This is a genomic window from Brevundimonas sp., from assembly GCF_016463295.1.
GTDB lineage: Bacteria > Pseudomonadota > Alphaproteobacteria > Caulobacterales > Caulobacteraceae > Brevundimonas.
The window spans coordinates 1-19,117 of record NZ_JAEMRO010000041.1 but is presented as its reverse complement, the minus strand read 5'-3'; the positions used below and the strand labels follow the sequence as shown (position 1 = coordinate 19,117).

17 protein-coding genes and 1 pseudogene are annotated in these 19,117 nt (G+C 65.9%); 11 read left to right on the top strand and 7 right to left on the bottom strand.

Annotated features, from left to right (window positions below; all coding sequences use genetic code 11):
- On the top strand, nt 1–1,436 hold a 1,436-nt coding region (locus JHC81_RS09535; protein WP_292173785.1), incomplete at its 5' end, for a vitamin B12 dependent-methionine synthase activation domain-containing protein.
- A 4-nt stretch (nt 1,437–1,440) separates the two neighbouring features.
- On the opposite strand, the gene JHC81_RS09530 is transcribed toward JHC81_RS09535, so the two are convergent.
- On the bottom strand, nt 1,441–2,019 hold the full coding sequence (locus JHC81_RS09530; RefSeq protein WP_292173783.1) for a hypothetical protein: 579 nt from the start codon (nt 2,017–2,019) through the stop codon (nt 1,441–1,443).
- Nucleotides 2,020–2,172: 153 nt separating this feature from the next.
- A complete protein-coding gene (locus JHC81_RS09525) occupies nt 2,173–5,046 on the bottom strand; it encodes a TonB-dependent receptor (RefSeq protein WP_292173781.1) in 2,874 nt (957 codons plus the stop codon).
- Nucleotides 5,047–5,364: 318 nt separating this feature from the next.
- Between JHC81_RS09525 and JHC81_RS09520 the strand changes: the two genes are divergently transcribed.
- Together JHC81_RS09520 and JHC81_RS09515 are read left to right on the top strand one after the other, a co-directional pair.
- Nucleotides 5,365–5,853 (top strand): hypothetical protein, encoded by a 489-nt coding sequence (locus JHC81_RS09520; RefSeq protein ID WP_292173779.1) that lies wholly within the window; start codon nt 5,365–5,367, stop codon nt 5,851–5,853.
- Between the two features lie 2 nt (nt 5,854–5,855).
- Nucleotides 5,856–6,269 (top strand): TIGR01244 family sulfur transferase, encoded by a 414-nt coding sequence (locus JHC81_RS09515; protein ID WP_292173778.1) that lies wholly within the window; start codon nt 5,856–5,858, stop codon nt 6,267–6,269.
- On the opposite strand, the gene JHC81_RS09510 is transcribed toward JHC81_RS09515, so the two are convergent.
- Nucleotides 6,270–6,416, bottom strand: a complete 147-nt coding sequence (locus tag JHC81_RS09510; protein ID WP_292173776.1) for a hypothetical protein — start codon at nt 6,414–6,416, stop codon at nt 6,270–6,272.
- Nucleotides 6,417–6,494: 78 nt separating this feature from the next.
- Here JHC81_RS09510 and JHC81_RS09505 point away from each other — a divergent pair, with 78 nt between their 5' ends.
- Nucleotides 6,495–7,397, top strand: a complete 903-nt coding sequence (locus JHC81_RS09505; RefSeq protein WP_292173774.1) for an MBL fold metallo-hydrolase — start codon at nt 6,495–6,497, stop codon at nt 7,395–7,397.
- 3 nt (nt 7,398–7,400) lie between these two features.
- Here the strand turns inward: JHC81_RS09505 and JHC81_RS09500 are convergent, their stop codons facing one another.
- The gene (locus JHC81_RS09500; protein ID WP_292173771.1) at nt 7,401–8,096 is read right to left on the bottom strand and encodes a DUF1499 domain-containing protein; all 696 of its coding nucleotides are present in this window, start codon (nt 8,094–8,096) and stop codon (nt 7,401–7,403) included.
- A 4-nt stretch (nt 8,097–8,100) separates the two neighbouring features.
- The gene (locus JHC81_RS09495; RefSeq protein WP_292173768.1) at nt 8,101–9,729 is read right to left on the bottom strand and encodes a long-chain-fatty-acid--CoA ligase; all 1,629 of its coding nucleotides are present in this window, start codon (nt 9,727–9,729) and stop codon (nt 8,101–8,103) included.
- A 170-nt stretch (nt 9,730–9,899) separates the two neighbouring features.
- Between JHC81_RS09495 and udk the strand changes: the two genes are divergently transcribed.
- Nucleotides 9,900–10,547 carry a uridine kinase gene (gene udk, locus JHC81_RS09490; protein ID WP_292173766.1) on the top strand — a complete coding sequence of 216 codons (648 nt, stop codon included), beginning with the start codon at nt 9,900–9,902 and terminating at the stop codon, nt 10,545–10,547.
- 2 nt (nt 10,548–10,549) lie between these two features.
- On the opposite strand, the gene pdxH is transcribed toward udk, so the two are convergent.
- Nucleotides 10,550–11,224, bottom strand: coding sequence for a pyridoxamine 5'-phosphate oxidase (pdxH, locus tag JHC81_RS09485; RefSeq protein ID WP_292173788.1), 675 nt, complete (start codon nt 11,222–11,224; stop codon nt 10,550–10,552).
- Nucleotides 11,225–11,315: 91 nt separating this feature from the next.
- Here pdxH and JHC81_RS09480 point away from each other — a divergent pair, with 91 nt between their 5' ends.
- From JHC81_RS09480 to JHC81_RS09460, 5 genes are all read left to right on the top strand, one after another.
- Entirely contained in the window at nt 11,316–12,050 is a 735-nt protein-coding gene (locus JHC81_RS09480; protein WP_292173764.1) for a DnaJ C-terminal domain-containing protein, read from the top strand.
- Nucleotides 12,051–12,062: 12 nt separating this feature from the next.
- On the top strand, nt 12,063–13,157 hold the full coding sequence (aroC, locus tag JHC81_RS09475; protein ID WP_292173761.1) for a chorismate synthase: 1,095 nt from the start codon (nt 12,063–12,065) through the stop codon (nt 13,155–13,157).
- A gap of 86 nt (nt 13,158–13,243) precedes the next feature.
- On the top strand, nt 13,244–14,011 hold the full coding sequence (locus JHC81_RS09470) for a hypothetical protein (protein ID WP_292173758.1): 768 nt from the start codon (nt 13,244–13,246) through the stop codon (nt 14,009–14,011).
- 132 nt (nt 14,012–14,143) lie between these two features.
- A complete protein-coding gene (locus JHC81_RS09465; RefSeq protein WP_292173755.1) occupies nt 14,144–14,839 on the top strand; it encodes a pirin family protein in 696 nt (231 codons plus the stop codon).
- Between the two features lie 62 nt (nt 14,840–14,901).
- Entirely contained in the window at nt 14,902–16,116 is a 1,215-nt protein-coding gene (locus tag JHC81_RS09460; protein ID WP_292173752.1) for a hypothetical protein, read from the top strand.
- 60 nt (nt 16,117–16,176) lie between these two features.
- On the opposite strand, the gene lon is transcribed toward JHC81_RS09460, so the two are convergent.
- A complete protein-coding gene (lon, locus tag JHC81_RS09455) occupies nt 16,177–18,573 on the bottom strand; it encodes an endopeptidase La (protein WP_292173749.1) in 2,397 nt (798 codons plus the stop codon).
- A gap of 225 nt (nt 18,574–18,798) precedes the next feature.
- Here lon and JHC81_RS09450 point away from each other — a divergent pair.
- A pseudogene (locus JHC81_RS09450) lies at nt 18,799–19,117 on the top strand (hypothetical protein); the annotation flags it as partial.

The following is a 19,117-nucleotide window of genomic DNA, read 5'->3' as shown; positions in this document are numbered from 1 at the left end:
TCCACGACATCGGCAAGAACATCGTCGGCGTCGTTCTGCAGTGCAACAACTACGAGGTCATCGATCTGGGCGTCATGGTCCCGGCCGACCGCATCCTCGACGCCGCCGTCGAACACAAGGTCGACATCATCGGCCTGTCGGGCCTGATCACACCATCGCTGGACGAGATGGTGTTCGTGGCGCGCGAGATGGAGCGGCGCGGCTTCGACATTCCCCTGCTGATCGGCGGGGCGACGACCAGCCGGACCCATACGGCGGTCAAGATCGAGCCGGCCTATCGGAGGGGTTCGACCACCTATGTCGTGGACGCCAGCCGTGCTGTAGGCGTGGTCTCGGGCCTGCTGTCCAAGACCGAGAAGGCGAAGAACGAGGCTGCGACGCGCGACGAATACATCCGCATCCGCGAGCAGTACGCCCGGGGCCAGGAGGTCAAGGCGCGCACCTCGATCGCCGATGCGAGGAAGAACCCGGTGGCCATCGACTGGATCGCGCCGCGCCCGGCCGCGCCCAGCTTCACCGGGGTGCGGGCCTACGAAGCCTGGGACCTAGCCGATCTGGCCGAGCACATCGACTGGACGCCCTTCTTCGCCAGTTGGGAGCTGATCGGGCGTTATCCGCACATTCTGGAAGACGAGATCGTCGGCGAGGCGGCCAGGGACCTGTTCCGCGACGCCCAGGCGATGCTGAAGCGCATCGTCGAGGAGAGGTGGTTCACGGCGAAAGGCGTCGTCGGCTTCTGGCCCGCCAACGCCGACGGAGACGACATCGTGGTGTTCGAGGACGAGGCGCGCACCACCGAGATCGCCCGCTTCCACACCCTGCGCCAGCAGATCGCCAAGTCGAACGGAAAGCCCAACGCGGCCCTGTCGGACTTCATATCGCCCACCGGCGACGACTGGATCGGTGCCTTCGCCGTCACCGCCGGTCACGGCGAGCTGGAAGCGTCGAAACGCTTCAAGGACGCGGGCGACGACTATTCCGCCATTATGGCCACCGCCCTCGCCGACCGGCTGGCCGAGGCGTTCGCCGAACGCCTGCACAAGGAAGTGCGGACGACGCTCTGGGGCTATGCATCCGACGAGGCGGCAACGATCCAGGACCTGATCGAGGAGAAATACCAGGGCATACGCCCGGCCCCCGGCTATCCGGCCCAGCCGGATCACACCGAAAAGGCGACCTTGTTCCGCCTGCTGGACGCTGGTGCCAACGCCGGCATGGCCCTGACCGAGAGCTTTGCCATGACGCCGCCGGCGTCCGTCAGCGGCCTCTACTTCGGCCATCCGCAGAGCCACTATTTCGGCGTCGGCAAGATCGACCGCGACCAGGTCGAGGACTATGCGCGGCGCAAGGGATGGGACCTGGAGACGGCCGAACGCTGGCTGGCCCCGATCCTCAACTACGATCCGGACCTGGCACGGCGGAACGCGGCGGCTTGAGCCCCTACTCCAGCCCGACTTCGGCCGGGGTGACGGGCGGCGTGGTGATGTTCTCGCGGATACGGCGCGCCGCGTGTTCGCACCGTCCGGGCAGGCCGAAGAACAGGCCGAACGCCTGGCTGCGCACGGCTTCGGACTGACCGGCCAGCGGCGTCCACTTGCCAGTGGCTTCGGCGGCCGCAGCCCGCGCCGCCTCGCGCGACGCCGCCGTCTGACGTGGCTCAGCCGCATCCAGCGCCGAGCGGAAGTCGGCCGCCTCCAGACGACCCAGGCGGATGATGTCCAGGTCGAGCGGGTCAGTGGTGTTCAGACTCTCCCCCAGCGCCACATGACCGTTCACCAGCGCCTCGCACCAGGCGACCAGCGGATAGTCCCCCTGCGGTGCACCGCGCGGCAGTTCGTTGCCATAGGCCACGGCCTCACGGAACCGCAGGGACTCCGTCGTCTCGCCGCCTGCGGGGGCCGCCGTGGCGACCGGGCCGTCTCCAGCCACGTCGGCGCGCGGTGCGGTGGCGACCGGACCGTCCTGCGGCGCGGGCGGTGTCTGGGTCAGAAGAAGGGCGGCAAGAACGCTGGCGATCATGGAGACAGGCACTCAGAAAGGACGACCGCAGGGGCCGGGATGTGGGGCAACGCCTGAAGCGCCGCGATGGTTTTTCTACGGCATGCCGCACGCAAAGAAAAAGGCGGCGAGGCCGAAGCCCCGCCGCCCATTCCAACGCACGTTCGTCGGGCTCTAGTACTTCAGGCGAGCGCCGAAGAAGAAGTAGCGACCGTTCACGTCATAGGCGTTCGGGTCGGTGTTGCCGTCCGGGGCGTTGTCGAACACCGGGGGCTCTTCGTCCAGCAGGTTCCGGATACCGGCGAACAGTTCCATGTTTTCCGTAGCTTGGAACGTACCGCTGATGTCGTGGTACCAGTAGGCGTCGACACCGGTGTAGCCCGACGGGTCGCCGAAGTCCGGGATGTTGCCCTGGTTGTCCAGCTCGTCGATGAAGGTACCCGAATAGGCCAGGCGCACCGGACCGACGTCGTAGCCCAGCGAGATGTTGGCCTTCCACTCCGGCAGGGTGGCGCTGATGTTGTAGGCGCCGGCCGTGCCCTTGTACTCGATGCCGTCCAGCAGATAGCTGTCCAGATAGGTCAGGTTGACGGCGATATCGAGCGTGTCGCCCCACATCCCGCCGGCCCACGGCACATCCCAGCCATAACGGGTGGAGAAGTCGACGCCGCTGGTTTCCAGGGCCGAGACGTTACCCAGAGGCGCGCGTGCCTTCAGGTTGCCGGCCGCATCGCGGAAAATCAGCGGCAGGCCGATGCCCGTGTCGTTACATTCGGCGATCGACGAGACGGCCGCACCGGTCGTGCCGGACGCCGCTTCACCCGCCGCGAAGCAGGCTCCGACGATGCCGGACACGCCGCCACGGATGGTGCCGATGTAGTCCTCAACCTCGATCTTGTAATAGTCGAGCGAGAAGGACAGGCCTTCGGCGAAGGTCGGCTGCCAAACGGCACCGATGGTGACCGTGTCCGACTTCTCCTCAGCCAGGCTGGGGTTGCCGAAGAAGAAGGATTCGGTCTGGGTGTTCTGGGCGACAAAGCCGGTCGTGACCGGATCGAAGCCGAGTTGCGCCGTACAGAAGTTGCGAACGCCTGCGGTCAGGGTGCGGGCCGCACCCGTCGACGGGTTGACGGTGGTGCAGGGGTCCAGAACGGCCGGGAAGCCCTGGTCGTTGGCCTGGAACAGTTCGAACACGTTCGGCGCACGGCTGGCGCGCTGGTAGAGGGCGCGCAGGCGCAGGCTGTCGACCGGCTCCCACGAACCGCCGAACTTGTAGGACCAGACGCCACCGACGGTGCTGTAGTCGGAGTAGCGAGCGCCCAGCTCCAGTTCCAGCGACTGAGCGAACGGCGCGTCGCGCAGAAGCGGCACCGAGGCCTCGAAATAGGCTTCGTTCGACGAGCTGCGGCCTGAGACGGCCCGCTCGGCGTTGAAGCCGTAGATGTCGCCGGCATTCTTGGCGTCATCCGGCGTATAGGCCAGAACGTCTTCGCGATATTCGATACCGGCGGCGAAGCCCAGCGGGCCGGCCGGCAGTTCGACCAAGGTACCCGTGAGGTTCAGCTGGGCGTTGTTACGCTCAAACACGCTGCGGTCCGTGAAGTTCAGGCGCACAAAGGCGGCCGCTTCAGGCGTGATGGTACCGCGACCGAACAGGTTGATCGGCACGCAGGTCGGGAACAGCGCCAGCGCCGAAGGGGCGCAGGTCGTGGCCGTGCCGCCACCGGCCAGGGCGGCGTTCAGGCGCGAGCGCGAGACGTCGTTCTGGATGGAGGTGGTCAGCTCGGTGCGGCCATAGCTGTAGTAGCCTTCCAACTCCCAGTCGCCGCCCAGATCGGCGCGCAGGCCGGTATTGATCTGATAGACGTCGGTGTTGTTGCCCTGGATACGGGCTCCGACTTCCGACATGCGACGGTCGAAGTTCAGCGGTGCGTCGGGGTCGGGGCGCGAGTTGGCATAGGCCAGCAGGGCCGGCGAATTCTGCACGAAGAAGTTGTCGTACGGAATCAGGATGCCGGTCGCGGGGGTCGGTGCCAGCTGGGTCGTGTTGCGGCTGTCCGTGTAGAAGACCTCGGCGAAGGCTTCGACGGTATCGGTGACCGCATAGTGACCCATCAGGGCGATGTTGAAGCGCTCCGAAGGCGACTGCAGCAGGTTGACCGGCGCGAAGTCATAGCGATCGCTGGTCGGGCCCAGGCCGAAGTCGTTGTTGAACGGGCCGGGGACGCCGGGCGTGCGGAACGAACGACGGCAGGGGTTGGCCGTGGGACAGCCAGCTGCGGTGTAGGGGTTGGTGCCCAGGTTGTTCAGACCACCGTACTCACCGGTGCCGGAACCGCCGGCGGCGCTGGACACGGACCACGGACGATCTTCGTTCGGCAGGAAGCCGTCACGGTCCGAGTAACCGACGAAGCCGGTGACGTTGCCGCGGTCGTCGGCGAAGTTCGAGCCGAAGGTCAGCGAGGCGTTGAACTGCTCGCCGTCACCATGGCCGGTGATGCCGTACTGGGTGTCGAAGCCGAAACCTTCGTAGTTGCGCTTGAAGATGAAGTTCACGACGCCGGCCAGGGCGTCGGAGCCGTACACGGCCGAGGCACCACCGGTGACCACTTCCACGCGCTCGATCAGCGAGGCGGGGATGCTGTTCAGGTCGACGGCATTGCTCTTGTCATAGGGGATGAAGCGGTGGCCGTTGACCAGCACCAGGGTGCGGCTGGCGCCGAGGCCACGAAGATCGACCGTGGCCGAACCGTTCGAGGGGTTGTTGGAGTTGGCGGACAGGCCGGGCACGACCTGAGGCAGCTGGTTCAGGATCTGCTCGACGTTGACGTCGCCGCGCGCCTGGATCTGCTCGGCGGTGACGGTCGAAATCGGGCTGTTGGCCACATAGTCCTGACGGACGATGCGCGAACCGGTGACGACGACGTCATCGATCGAGGTCGGGCTTTCGGCATCCTGCGCCATGGCCGGCGCGACGAATGCGAGCGCCGAGGCCCCTGCGATGATGGTCGACGCCAGCAGGCGGCGGCGGTTTTGTTGAACCTTCAAGTGTAGTCTCCCCTCATGGTGCCCGGGAGCAGTGACGCTCATGTTGCGGGACACCGCGGTTGCGTAAGTATTTACCTTGCGGCAGGCCGAAGCCTCGCAATCCTGTCGAGTTAGGCACCGACTCGCCTATTAGGCTAGAAAATTACATGGTTGTAAGGCGGCTGTCGGAAAGGTGTCGCATTCTTGACACGTACCGGTACATGCCATTTCGCTGGTTCTGCGACACGCCACCTGCGACACTCTCCAGCGCCGAACCGCCTGATCATCGAGGAATTTATGGTTCTCAAAATGTTAAGCGCTGCCGTTTGCTGTATACTGGTGGCAAGTGCCTCTGATGCCGTCGCTCAGGAGCCGTCATCGGCCACCTTGCCGCCTGTTGTCGCCGATCTGGTGAACTGCCGTGCGATCGCCGCCACCAGCGATCGCCTCGCCTGCTTCGATCGCTCGGCGCAAGGGCTTCAGACTGCCCTGTCCAGCGGCGAGCTTCTGGTGGTCGATCGCGCCCAGGCGACCGCCGCGCGTCGCCAGGCCTTCGGCTCGACCACCGCCCCCGCCGACATCCTGCAACCCGCGCGACCCGAAGACCGCATCGACGCCATCGAAACGACCCTGGTCCGCGCCAGTCAGGCCGACGACAATCGCTGGACCTTCGTGCTGGCTGACGGCAGCACCTGGCGACAGACCGACACCGACCGCGTCCGCATCGTCAATCGCGAAGGCGAGGCCGTGCGGGTTCGACGGGGTGCTCTGGGAAGCTATCTTCTTACCGTCGGTCGCAGCGGCGTGGTCCGCGTCAGGAGACAATAGTCATGGCCCAGCTCAAATCCCTGTCGGCTTCGGTCAGCGTCGGTCCGCAACTGCAGCCTTCGGACATGGCCGTGCTGGCGGCTCAGGGCTATGCCAGCGTGATCAACAATCGCCCCGACGATGAGGAAGCCGGCCAGCCGTCATCATCCGAAGTTGAGGCTGCAGCGACGGCGGCGGGCCTGGCCTATCTGCACGCGCCTATCCGCGGCATGCCCGAGGATCAGGCGGTCGCTCGGGTGGCCGAACGGCTGAAGGCCGACGCAGACGCGAACGCTCGCACAGCCATGTTCTGTCGGTCCGGCATGCGGTCCACCGCCGCCTGGGCCATGGCGCAGCGGCTGGACGGTGCCGATGCCGACAATCTGCGCGCCGCCGCCGCGTCGGCGGGCTACGATCTCAGCCGGCTGCCCCTCTGATCAGCGGATCAGGGCACCACGCGCTGCATAGGATGCCGGCTCGGGCGTGCAGGACGCCACCACCAACTGGCTCGCCATGATACACAGCACCGTCACGGCGACGATCTGGAGCCGTTTTGAGACAGTCAGGGCGATGGACAGGGCCACGATCAGCGCTCCGCAAAGGGTTTACGAAACCCTAACGCAAGCCCGGTGCCGTTCGCGGTTGCCAGACAGAGGCGCCAAATGATCCCCTTCGTCCGCGATTTCGACTTCGCCTATGGTCGGTGCGACCAGGTCTCGCCGCTGATCCGGCGCGTGATCGCCAACAATCCCAGTCCGTTCACCTTCACAGGTACGGGCACGTACATCATCGGGCGGGATGAACCCGGTGCGGGCGTCGCCGTCATCGATCCCGGCCCGCTGGACGAGGCCCATCTGGCCGCCCTGCTCGAAGCCGTCCAAGGTCAGCCAGTCAGCCACGTGCTGGTCACCCACACCCACCGCGATCACGCCCCCCTGGCGCATCCATTCGCCGAAGCGGTCCATGCACCGATCCTCGCGGCCCGGCCACCGCAGCGGACCGTTCACGCTTCGGGTTCACTGGACGAGGACGAGGACGAGGCCTTCCAGCCCGACGTGGTGCTTGAGGGCGGCGAGCGGCTGAACGGGGACGGCTGGACCATCGAGGCCCTGTTCACGCCCGGCCATGCCTCGAATCACATGGCCTTCGTGCTGGAGGACGAAAACGCCCTGTTCTGTGGCGACCACGTCATGGGCTGGTCCACCAGCGTGGTGGCCCCGCCCGATGGTGACATGACGGACTACATGGCCAGTCTGGATCAGGTCATCGTGCGGCGGTTCGCCACCCTGTGGCCCACCCATGGCGCGCCGATCACCGATCCAGCGCCGTTTCTGCAGGCCTACCGAACCCACCGTCTGGATCGCGAAGCCCAGGTACTTTCACAGGTGCGATCTGGCCACACCCGCGTCGCCGACATCGTGCCGGTACTCTACGCCGCCGTCGATCCGCGCCTGTGGCCCGCCGCCAGCCTGTCGGTCTGGGCGCATCTGATCGCGCTGGAGAAGGCCGGACGGGTTCGGGCCGCCCCCTTTCCGACCATCGACGCCGACTGGACCCCGGTGTGAACCCTATTCGGCGGTCTGCAAGGCCCGGCTGATCTCGCCGGCCAGACGACAGGCCTCGCCGCCGTGGGAGCGCCCGTCCCGCGCTGCGACACGGACGTCGGTCCGACCCGGCCGGATCCGCACCACCGCATCGTGGGTGAAGCCGAACCAGAAGCCGGTCCGGTCGCCGTCGGCCCGCGCCGCAAAAGCCCCTCGCGCCGTGAAGCCCGCCGCCTGCAAGGCCTCGTAGGCTCGCTGGGGCGCGACCTGTCGCATCACGGGCTGGGCCGCCGGACAGGCTTCCGGGCCGATGGCCGTTGCCGGTCCACCCTCCCCGCGTGCCGCCGCGACCGCGTCCGAAAACCCAGGCCGGTCATCGGGATTGGTGCTGACATCCTCGGGCAGGCCCTCGGCCAGCCGCGCCTTCTGCCAGGCAAAGGCTCCCAGGGTGCCCAGCGACACGACAAGAGCCACGACCACATAAAGCCCCAGTCGCTTCAGATCGCGTCGCGCCAAGACCGCCGCCGCAAGGGCCGCCACCACGCCCACGAATGCCAGTGCCCAAGCGACCTGCAGCGCCAGCAGATCATACCCCACCGACGCCCCCCAGAACCCCAGCGAGGTCCCGAAGGCGGCGATCAGCAACAGAAACGGCGCGGCCAGGGTGACCAGCGTCAGACCCTGAACCAATCCCTCATGCTTCGGTCGGGCACGGGCCATGCGCTCAACCCGCCGTCGGGATGCGATAGTCCTTCATCCGCTCGCGGATCAGCTTCTTGTCGACCTTGCCGGTCGCCCCCAGCGGAATGTCGTCCACGAAGACCACGTCATCGGGCATCCACCATTTGGCGATCTTGCCGACCAGGAAGTCCAGATGCTCCTGCTTGTCCTGGCTCTCCCCGGGCTTCAGCTTGACGATCAGCACCGGGCGCTCATCCCATTTCGGATGCGCGGCGCCGATGACGGCGGCCAGTTCGACCTTGGGATGGCCCACAGCGATGTTCTCGATCTCGATCGAGCTGATCCACTCCCCGCCGGACTTGATCACATCCTTGGCCCGGTCGGTGATCTGCATGAAGCCGTGTTCGTCGATGGTCGAGACGTCGCCGGTGTCGAAGAAGCCTTCGGTATCCAGGATCGGGGTCTCGTCGTTGAAATAGGCGCCCGCGATGGTCGGCCCCTTGATCATCAGACGACCGTAGGTGTGCCCGTCGTGCGGCATCTCCTGACCGGCATAGTTCTTCAGCTTGAGCTCGACACCCAGCGGCGGCGTGCCCTGCTTGATCCGCCACTTCATCTGCTCGTCGTACGGCAGGGCGCGCAGCTCCGGCGTCATGTTGGACAGGGTGCCGATCGGCGAGGTCTCGGTCATGCCCCAGCCCTGCAGCACCTCGATGCCGAACTCGTCGTGGAAGGCCCGGATCAGGCTCTCCGGCACCGCCGAGCCGCCGATCAGCACGCGCTTGACCGTCGGGATCTTCAGCTTGTGCTCGCGCAGGTGCGCCAGCAGCCCCTGCCAGACCGTCGGCACGGCGGCGGAGAAGGTCACGCCCTCGCTTTCGATCAGCTCATAGATGGCCGCACCATCCATCCGTGCGCCCGGCATGACCAGCTTGGAGCCCGCGCCCGGTGCGCCGAAGGCGATCCCCCAGGCATTGGCGTGGAACATGGGCACGACCGGCAGGATCACCTCACTGGGCGTCGCCCCCAGTACCGTGCTCTGCAGACCCAGCAGCGTATGGATGAAGTTGGAGCGGTGCGAATACAGCACCCCCTTGGGGTTGCCCGTCGTGCCCGAGGTGTAGCAAAGGCCGCAGGCCGTCTGCTCGTCGAAGTCGCCCCAGACCACGTCTTCGGACGCGCCCTCCAGCAGGTCCTCATAGCATTCCAGACCAGGCAGCTCGACGGCGGGCATATGCGCCCGGTCGGTCATGACCACGACCCTCTCGACCTTGGGACAGTGCGGCAGCACCGCCTGCAACAGCGGCACGAACGTCAGATCGACGAAGATGACCCGGTCGCCGCCGTGGTTGATGATATAGACGAGTTGCTCCGGGAACAGGCGCGGATTCAGGGTGTGGCAGACCGCCCCGATCCCCATGATGCCGTACCAGGTCTCGATATGGTTGCCGGTGTTCCAGGCCAGGGTGCCGATCCGGTCGCCGACGCCGATGGCCCAGCCCTGCAGCACGCTGGACACCCGCTTGGCCCGCGCGTGGATGTCGGCATAGGTGGTACGGACGATGGGTCCCTCGACCGACCGGGTCACGACCTCGCGTGCGCCGTGCCAGTTCTTGGCGTGGTCCAGTATCTTGTCGACCGTCAGCGGCCAGTCCTGCATCAATCCAAGCATCTGCGTCCCTCGATTTGCGCCCACGGTCCGGGGCACTTGAAGCCACGCTAATCAGGTGATCGGCGTTAAGCAACGTGACGCTAGGGCAAGTCTGTCGCAGATGACCGGCTCGTGATCTGACGGCGGCGCGATGACTTTGCAGGATGCATCGCCCGGTCTAGGACACAGCCATGGCAATCCTCATCGCGATCACCGGCGGCTCGGGCTCGGGCAAGAGCACTTTGGCCGAAGCGCTCGTCGCCTCCCTGCCCGAAGGCACAGCGGTCCTGATGCGCGAGGACAGCTATTATCGCGATGCGGCCAGCCTGCCCGGCTTCGACGCCGCCACCTTCGATTTCGACGACGTCACCGCCCGCGACCACGAGCTGATGGTCCGTGACCTGCGCGCGCTCAAGTCCGGCCAGGACATTGTGGCCCCGGTCTATTCCTTCATCCACCACGGCCGCGAGCCCGGCGGCGAGCCCGTTCGGGCCGCCGAGGTCGTGATCGTCGAGGGCACCCATGTGCTGTGCACGCCGGATCTGGTCGATCTGTTCGACATCCGCGTCTTCGTGGACACCCCCGCCGACATCCGCTTCATCCGCCGCCTGCTGCGCGATCAGAGCGAGCGGGGGCGCACCGCCGATTCCGTCGTCGCCCAGTATCTGGCGACCGTCCGCCCCGGCCACGAACGCCTGACCGAGCCGTCACGGGTCCGGGCCGACTTCATCATCGCCGATGCGACCGCCGCCGTGCGTCTGGAAGACACCCAGGCCGTGGTCCGCCTGGCCGCGCCGGTCCTGGCCCACCCGCTGCTTGCAGGGCTCAAGGCCGCCTAGCTTCAGGGCCAGAGGCGGGTTTTCGTCCACCCTTGCCCGTCCCGGTCGAACCGCAACCGGTCGTGCAGCCGGAACGGCCGGTCGCGCCAGAACTCCACGCTGTCGGGAATGACGCGCCAGCCTGTCCAGTGCTCGGGTCGCGGCACATCCTGCCCCTCGAACCGCGCTGTCTGTTCGGCCACCGCCGCCTCAAGCGCCGCGCGGCTGTCCAGCGGTCGCGACTGGTCCGAGGCCCAGGCTCCGATCCGGCTCTCGCGCGCCCGACTGGCGAAATAGGCGTCGGCCTCGGCCGCACTGACCGGCTCCAGCCGCCCACGCACCCGCACCTGCCGCCGCAGGCTCTTCCAGTGGAACAGCAGCGCCGCAGCGGGTCTCGCCGTGACCTGCTTTCCCTTGGCGCTCTCGCGATTGGAATAGAAGGTCAGGCCGCGATCATCGACGTCCTTCAGCAGCACCATCCGGCTATCGGGCAGACCCTCGCCATCCACAGTCGACAGACACATGGCGTTGGAATCGTTGATCTCATGCGCCCTTGCCTGCGCCAGCCATTCGACGATCAGGCTGATCGGCTCATCCCGGTCAAAGATGGTCTCGTCGCCGTTGGCGGCCAGGGCGGCGGCATAATCCCGGTCATACTCTTCGCGGGTCGGGCTGGGTGGGATCACGGGTGCGGTCATGGCTTCCAGATAGACCCGGACCGACGCTTTTGGGAGGGGCATGCTGTCACGGTTAACCGCGCGTTGACCCTGTTCTGCGCCCACTGGGGCCATGTCGTCGCGCTCCACCTCCGAAATCGCCTCGATCGCGGAGGCCCACGCCCTGCTCGGCCTCGATGGCCCTGCCGACGGCGAGGCGCTGAAGGCGGCCTTCCGCCGCGCGATCAAGGCGGCCCGGCCCGACCTGATCGGCGGCAATGAAGACCATTTCCGGCGCGTGATCGCGGCCTGGGGTCTGATCCGCATGCAAGGCGCGGGACACCTCGCCCTGCCCGCGCCCAAGGCTCGACCTGCGGGTCTGACGGTCGTGGCCCTTTCGCCGACCCAGGCGCTGGAAGGCGGCACCGTCGAGGTCCGCCTCGGTAAACGCACCCTGCGCGTGCGGGTCCCAGCCGGCCTGCGGACCGGGGACCACGTCCGCCTGACCGTGGCAGCCCCTGACGGCAACGACCTGTATCTGCCCGTCCTGATCCGCCCGACGGCCAGTCTGCGGATCATGGGCGACGACGTCTACATGCGTTGGCCCGTCTCTCAGCGCCTGCTGGATGATGGCGGCCGGATCGATATCGACACCCACGCCGGGCCACGCTCGGCCTGGGTCGTCGCAGGATTGTCGGCCACCACGACCCAGCTCCGCCTCAAGGGCCTGGGCCTGCCGGCTCGCGGGCGACGCCCCCAGGGCCACCTGTTCGTGACGCTGCAACCCAGCGCCGATGCTCCCTCCTCCGCCGACGACCTGCTGGCGCGCTTCACGCGGGTCTGGACGCCGGACCGGCTGGCGGCTTAAGCGTCAGGGACCATGTCCCACAACACCTTCGGCCATCTGTTTCGCGTGACCACCTGGGGCGAGAGCCACGGGCCAGCCATCGGCTGCGTCATCGACGGCTGCCCGCCCCTGATCCCGCTGACCGAGGCCGACCTGCGACCCTGGCTGGACCGACGCAAACCCGGCGGCAGCCGCTTCGTCACCCAGCGCAGCGAAAGCGACACCGCCCGCATCCTGTCCGGCGTCTTCGACGACGGAAACGGACCCGTCACCACCGGCACCCCCATCGCCATCGAGATCCATAACGAGGACGCCCGCTCCAAGGACTATGGCGAGATCGCCCGCGCCTATCGCCCCGGCCATGCCGACCTGACCTATCAAACCAAATACGGCGTGCGCGATCATCGGGGCGGCGGCCGCTCCTCGGCGCGAGAGACGGCCATGCGTGTGGCCGCAGGGGCCGTGGCGCGCAAAGTTCTGGGGCCAGACATCCGCATCCGCGCTGGCGTGATCCAGCTGGGGCCGCACCGCCTGCCCGACGATCAAATCGACTTCGACGCCGTCTACGACAATCCCCTGTTCGCCGCCTCGGCCACCGTCGGGGCCGAGTGGGAGGCCTATCTGGACGGTGTGCGCAAGGCCGGCTCGTCTATCGGTGCCGTCGCGGCGCTGGAGGTCACGGGCGTCCCTGCCGGCTGGGGCAGTCCCCTGTATGGCAAGCTGGACGCCGAACTGGCCGCCGCCCTGATGTCGATCAATGCCGTCAAGGGCGTGGAGATCGGTGCCGGCTTCGCCTCGGCGGAGCTGTCAGGCGAGGACAATGCCGACCAGATGCGCCTCGGCGACGATGGCCAGCCCGTCTTCCTGTCGAACCATGCGGGCGGCATCCTGGGCGGCATATCGACGGGCCAGCCTCTGACGGCCCGCGTCGCCTTCAAGCCCACATCCTCCATCCTGACCCCGCGCCAGACCATCACCCGCGACGGTGCCGAGACCGACCTGCGCACCAAGGGTCGCCACGACCCCTGCGTCGCCCTGCGCGGCGTGCCGGTGGTGGAGGCCATGGCGGCCTGCGTGCTGGCCGACGCCATGCTGAGGCATCGGGCGCAGGTGGTAGAAACGCCTTAGATATCTGTCAGGTAAAGTAGCAGCGACTCTTTTTAGATCACAATCAACTCAAGATAGCCGCGCTAAAAACGGCTTGGAACATCCGCATGATTCAGATTGCCCTGCTCGCCTTGGCCTTGTCGGACAGCTCCCTTCAGGCCCCCCCGCCAGCGCCGCCACTACAGGCTCGCCTGCCCACGGGCCGGATCGCTCCACCACCTATCGAGCCGTGGGAATGGATCGAACCGCCCTTGCCCCTCTTTCCCCTTGAAGCTCTCATCAGGGACACAACGACAGGAACAGTCCGTACGACGTGCCGCACCGTCAGCGCAGAGGGCATATTGTCGAACTGCGAGATATTGAGCGAGCGGCCTGAAGGGCAGGGATTTGGTGCCGAGCAACTCACCGGAATGCCAACAGGTCGATTGTCGCCCGACGGGATTGCGCGTTTCCAGCGCGAAGGCTCCGTTACCTTCACGACCTACTTCCGGTCCCCCGACGGGGGTGTGAGAGATCGCGAGGGTCGCATCCCTGAAGATTTGCCGCCCCGCCGCCGTTTGGGCACGACGTCATTTGTTTTTGACGGCCAAGCCGGATCGGCCGTGATGAGTTGGGATACTCCGCCAAACATCACGATCCCGGACCGCGCAATCAATCGCGATGTCCGCGATGGCTTTGCGGTTGTGGTGTGTAGTCGAGTGAGCGAGGCTCGGGTTCTCAGCGGTTGTCAGGTGGTTCAGGAAAGTCATCTCAACGTTGGGCTCGGGCAAGCTGTCCTGAATGCCTTGCCCGCAGCGAGGACATCTGAAGAGACGGCAGAATCCGTTCGGCAGGGCAACCGGGCCATGTTCCGGATAAGGTTCGGCCTGAGGTAGACGAGCAGAGAAAGACCCGGACATGCCAGTAACAGCCAACATCAGCGCAACCGACCCTTTTCGCCACCGACACTGTTACCTATATAGTCCTCAGCGAGGTTTCTAACCCTCGGATTCCCGGGAGCATCCCCCATGATCGACGTCAGACCCTTCACCAGCCTGGGCGGAGCCAACCACGGTTGGCTGGACGCCAAACACCACTTCTCCTTCGCCAACTACTATGACCCCAACCGCATGAACTGGGGCCGGTTGCGTGTGTGGAACGACGACACCATCGCCGCGAAGTCGGGCTTCCCGCCCCACCCCCATTCGGACATGGAAATCATCACCTATGTCCGCACCGGGGCCATCACCCATGAGGATTCCATGGGCAACCGGGGCCGAACCGGCGCAGGCGACGTCCAGGTCATGAGCGCAGGCACGGGCGTACGCCACTCCGAGTTCAACCTCGAGGACGAGCCCACCACGCTTTTCCAGATCTGGATCGAGGCCGACAAGCGCGGGGCCCAGCCCAGCTGGGGGGCCAAGGTCTTTCCGAAGAGCGACCGCACCGGCCAGTTCTCGGTGCTCGCCTCCGGCGACACCACCGATGATGCCTTGACCATCAATGCCGACGCCAAGGTGCTGGGGGCCACGCTGAACGCGGGCGAAAGCCTGACCTACAGCCTGGCCGAGGGCCGCCGCGCCTATCTGGTGCCCGCGGTCGGCGAGGTCGAGGTCAACGGGGTGAAGCTGAACGCCCGCGACGGTGCCGCCATCGCGGACGAGCCGACGATCACGATCACAGCCAAAGCGGATGCGGAATTGGTGATGGTGGATAGCCTTTAGCGGTCGCTAGATGCCATGCTGACATCTCATTACTCGGGCGATTCCGGGGCGGGGAAATAAGCATGACCATCATCTGGAAGGCCGCGTTGGTGGCAACCGTCCTGGCCGTTGGCGCGACGTCGCCAGCGGCCTCCCAGGAACGCCGTGAGCGCGCGAACCTGACGCGACCGACAGCCGGCCACACCTACTACAGCCGTGCGGGTGCGACTTTGGCAAGCCACAACGACGCTGTGAGGGCATGTGCGGCACGGGCCTCAGCGACACCTCAGGCTCAGAATGCGCCAATGACGGGTGGCCTTGTCGGCGTGGGACTGGCCACGGCGCAGGACAACGCGCGGTTTCAGGCCAATGTCGAAAACTGCATGGTCGTCCAGGGTTGGAGTGTCGTGCGCTTGCCTGAGAATGTTGGCGAACAGCTTTTTCGGATGAAGCGGGATGAACTGACAGAGGTGCTGAGCATCGTCGTGGGAAGAGCGACGCCCGAGCTCGGCGACATCGTACGCGTATTCGATAATGAGGCGGCGCGCGGCGATACGATCTGGGGAGCAATGCCGGGTTACTACGGCGAGGACTCGCTGAGCCTGAAGGCGGTCGATCTCCGAAACCTGCCCCCACCTATCCCTGCGTTGCTCCCACTCCACCCTGGCAGAGCGGTAGTTCAATCACCTTCGGCACCCCTACCGGCCATCACTCCCGAGAATGTTGCCTCGCTTCCTCCGGAGACGGCGCTCGTGATCATTCGCATTGTCGGCACAGGCCGCACGAACGGCGAGGGCCTGGGGATTGGACGCGCAAACTTCCGCAGCCTTCCGCCGCCGATACGGCGTGTCCAAACCGACCCGGTTGAAGGTTTCTATGCCGGTGTGAAATGGACTCTGTTCAAAGGGTCGAACCGGGAGCGGCGTGAAACCCTGGTGGCCATGCCGGTCGTGCCCGGCGATTACCGGATCGAGTCTCGCATGAATACAATGGAGTACTGTCTCGGCGCGCCCGTCACACGCGTAGGTGCTGGCGATGTCGTCTTCCTCGGAACCTTCGATATAGCAGGCCAGGTGATGGGGCCTGACATGTCTCTGGAACCTGCAACTGCCTTCTTGGCGAACGATCCAGCCAGGGCATCAAGACTGCGGGCGGCGGAATGGCGAAACGGCCATGTCGCACCTTGCGGCATGGTTTACTTCTACGCACTCGAGATCCCCGGTGCCCCCTTCGAACCGGGATATGCCGGAGGCTCTTCGGCTACCCGCAGCCCCCCGTCTATACCAAGCCGGGACTAGACATCTGAGGCATCATCCAAAAAACCCCGCCCGGACCGCTCCGGGCGGGGTTCTTTTCGATCAGTGCGTGGCGACCACGGTGCCAGGGTCCTGCACCGGCTGAGGGGCCGGCAGGGGCTCGGCCGCCTCGTCCCATTCCACCGGCGTCAGCGATCCGGTCAGGGCCCATTTCAGGGCCTCGTCCGCCGTCTTGATCGGGACGATCTCCAGGGCCGACTTCACATTGTCGGGCACGTCGGCCAGGTCCTTCTCATTCTCTTCGGGGATCAGCACCGTCTTGATACCGGACCGAAGCGCGGCCAGCAGCTTCTCCTTCAGCCCGCCGATGGCTGTGACCCGCCCGCGCAGGGTGATCTCACCGGTCATGGCGATGTCCTTACGGATCGGTATGCCCGTTAGGACACTGACCATAGCCACGGTCATCGCCACACCCGCCGAGGGACCATCCTTGGGCGTCGCGCCGTCCGGCACGTGCACGTGGATGTCGGTCTTCTCGAACACCGGCGGCTTGACGCCGAAGCTCAGCGCACGCGCCCGCGTATAGGACGCAGCCGCCGAGACACTCTCCTTCATCACCTCTTTCAGGTTGCCGGTGACGGTCATGCGACCGCGGCCCGGCATCTTGATCGCCTCGATAGTCAGGATGTCGCCGCCGAACTCGGTCCAGGCCAGACCCGTGACGATGCCGACCTGATCCTCCTCGTCCGTCTCGCCATAGCGGAACTTCTTGACGCCCGCGTAATCGGCCAGCTTGGCCGCATCGACCGTGATCGACGACAGCTTCTCCTTGGACATCTCGCGCACGGCCTTGCGGGCCAGGCCGCCCAGCGCCCGCTCCAGCGACCGCACCCCGGCCTCCCGCGTATAGTAGCGGATCAGGTCGCGGATGGTCTCGTCCGGCACCACGAACTCCGCCGGCGTCAGGCCATTGTCCTTGGTCACCTTAGGCAGGACGTGCCGCTTGGCGATCTCGACCTTCTCGTCCTCGGTGTAACCACTGACCCGGATGATCTCCATCCGGTCCATCAGCGGCTGAGGCATGTTCAGGCTGTTGGCCGTGGTCACGAACATGATGTTCGACAGGTCGTAGTCGACCTCCAGATAGTGGTCGCCGAACGCATTGTTCTGCGCCGGATCCAGCACCTCCAGCAGGGCCGAAGACGGATCCCCCCGCCAGTCGGCGCCCAGCTTGTCGATCTCGTCCAGCAGGATGAAGGCGTTGGTGGTCTTCACCTTCTTCATGGACTGGATGATCTTGCCGGGCATGGAGCCGATATAGGTCCGGCGGTGACCGCGGATCTCCGCCTCGTCACGCATACCGCCCAGCGACATGCGGACGTATTCGCGCCCCGTCGCCTTGGCGATCGACTTGGCCAGCGACGTCTTGCCGACACCGGGAGGGCCAACGAGGCACAGGATCGGGCCCTTCAGGCTGTTGGTGCGCGCCTGCACCGCCAGATATTCGATAATCCGTTCCTTGACCTTCTCCAGGCCGTAGTGGTCCTCCTCGAGGATATCCTCCGCCTTGGCCAGGTCGATCGGCTTCTGCTTGGTCTTGCCCCACGGGATCGACAGCAGCCAGTCCAGATAGTTGCGCACCACCGTGGATTCGGCCGACATCGGGCTCATGTTGCGCAGCTTCTTGACCTCGGCCTCGGCCTTGGTGCGAGCCTCCTTGGACAGGCGCGTCTTCCGGATGCGCTTCTCCAGCTCCATGATCTCGTCACGGCTGTCGTCGGTCTCGCCCAGCTCGCGCTGGATCGCCTTCATCTGCTCGTTCAGATAATATTCGCGCTGGGTCTTCTCCATCTGGCGCTTCACGCGCGAGCGGATCTTCTTTTCGACCTGCAGGACCGAAATCTCGCCCTCCATCAGGCCATAGACCTTCTCCAGCCGCTCGGGCACGGCGAAGGTTTCCAGCAGGCCCTGCTTGTCGGTGATCTTGACCGACAGATGGGCGGCCACGCTGTCGGCCAGCTTGGACGGATCGGTGATCTGGGGGATGGAGCTGAGGGCCTCGGGCGGCACCTTCTTGTTCAGCTTCACATAGTTTTCGAACTGCTCGATCACCGCGCGCAGCAGGGCTTCGGACTGGGCCGGCTCGCCCATGTCCTCTTCGATCTCGACGGCCTCGGCCTCGAAATAGTCGGCCCGGTCGGTAAACCGCGTCAGGCGCGCACGCCCCTTGCCCTCGACCAGCACCTTCACCGTGCCATCGGGCAATTTCAGAAGTTGCAGAACGGTCGCCAGCACGCCGATCGGATAGATGGCATCGGCGGCGGGATCGTCGTCCGTCGAATTCTTCTGGGTGGCCAGCAGGATCTGCTTTTCACCCTTCATGATCTCGTCCAGCGCCTTGACGGACTTCTCACGGCCGACGAACAGCGGCACGACCATGTGCGGGAACACGACGATGTCGCGCAGCGGCAGGACGGGCAAAATCTTGGTCTCGGTCATTCTCGTACTTTCCGGGGTCTTCGTTGATCTCTGACCCGCCGAGGGGGCGTCCGGGGCAAGGGGCCCCGGCGTTTCGACTCGGCCCACATTCCGTGGCCTTCGGATCAGTATGTGGTTCGCGTGCGTCCGGGTTCAAGCGTCGCCGCGCGATAGCCGTGGACGGATGCCGCGCAACCACAGGCCAGCTTGACCGTTAGCCGTGCCATAGACAGGGAGAAGACCACCATGCGTATGCTGATCCTGACCACCGCCGCCCTGGCCACCCTGGCCCTGACCGCCTGCAATCAACCGGCGGAAAGCCCCTCTGCGCCGGCCGCTGCCGACAATGCCGTCGACGCCGTGGCCATCGACAAGAACGCCCCGCCGCCCGCTCCGGTCGTCCAGGCTCCTCGACCTGCGCCACGACCCGCCCCCGCTCCCGCCGATACAACGTCGGCGGACGCAGAGGATGCCGCAGCCGCTGCAGCCGCCACCGCAGACGCCTCGACCGCGAGCATGATGGACGGCCCCAGCCCCGAGGTCCGCGATATGGCCAAGGAGAAGG

What these genes read in the sequence shown, in the direction of transcription:
- JHC81_RS09530 (WP_292173783.1), bottom strand. Translation starts at nt 2,019, where the DNA reads ATGATCGCCAGCGTTCTTGCCGCCCTTCTTCTGACCCAGACACCGCCC.
- JHC81_RS09480 (WP_292173764.1), top strand. Translation starts at nt 11,316, where the DNA reads ATGTCGTCGCGCTCCACCTCCGAAATCGCCTCGATCGCGGAGGCCCAC.
- lon (WP_292173749.1), bottom strand. Translation starts at nt 18,573, where the DNA reads ATGACCGAGACCAAGATTTTGCCCGTCCTGCCGCTGCGCGACATCGTC.
- JHC81_RS09505 (WP_292173774.1), top strand. Translation starts at nt 6,495, where the DNA reads ATGATCCCCTTCGTCCGCGATTTCGACTTCGCCTATGGTCGGTGCGAC.
- pdxH (WP_292173788.1), bottom strand. Translation starts at nt 11,224, where the DNA reads ATGACCGCACCCGTGATCCCACCCAGCCCGACCCGCGAAGAGTATGAC.
- aroC (WP_292173761.1), top strand. Translation starts at nt 12,063, where the DNA reads ATGTCCCACAACACCTTCGGCCATCTGTTTCGCGTGACCACCTGGGGC.
- JHC81_RS09470 (WP_292173758.1), top strand. Translation starts at nt 13,244, where the DNA reads ATGATTCAGATTGCCCTGCTCGCCTTGGCCTTGTCGGACAGCTCCCTT.
- udk (WP_292173766.1), top strand. Translation starts at nt 9,900, where the DNA reads ATGGCAATCCTCATCGCGATCACCGGCGGCTCGGGCTCGGGCAAGAGC.
- JHC81_RS09460 (WP_292173752.1), top strand. Translation starts at nt 14,902, where the DNA reads ATGACCATCATCTGGAAGGCCGCGTTGGTGGCAACCGTCCTGGCCGTT.
- JHC81_RS09500 (WP_292173771.1), bottom strand. Translation starts at nt 8,096, where the DNA reads ATGGCCCGTGCCCGACCGAAGCATGAGGGATTGGTTCAGGGTCTGACG.
- JHC81_RS09515 (WP_292173778.1), top strand. Translation starts at nt 5,856, where the DNA reads ATGGCCCAGCTCAAATCCCTGTCGGCTTCGGTCAGCGTCGGTCCGCAA.
- JHC81_RS09495 (WP_292173768.1), bottom strand. Translation starts at nt 9,729, where the DNA reads ATGCTTGGATTGATGCAGGACTGGCCGCTGACGGTCGACAAGATACTG.
- JHC81_RS09465 (WP_292173755.1), top strand. Translation starts at nt 14,144, where the DNA reads ATGATCGACGTCAGACCCTTCACCAGCCTGGGCGGAGCCAACCACGGT.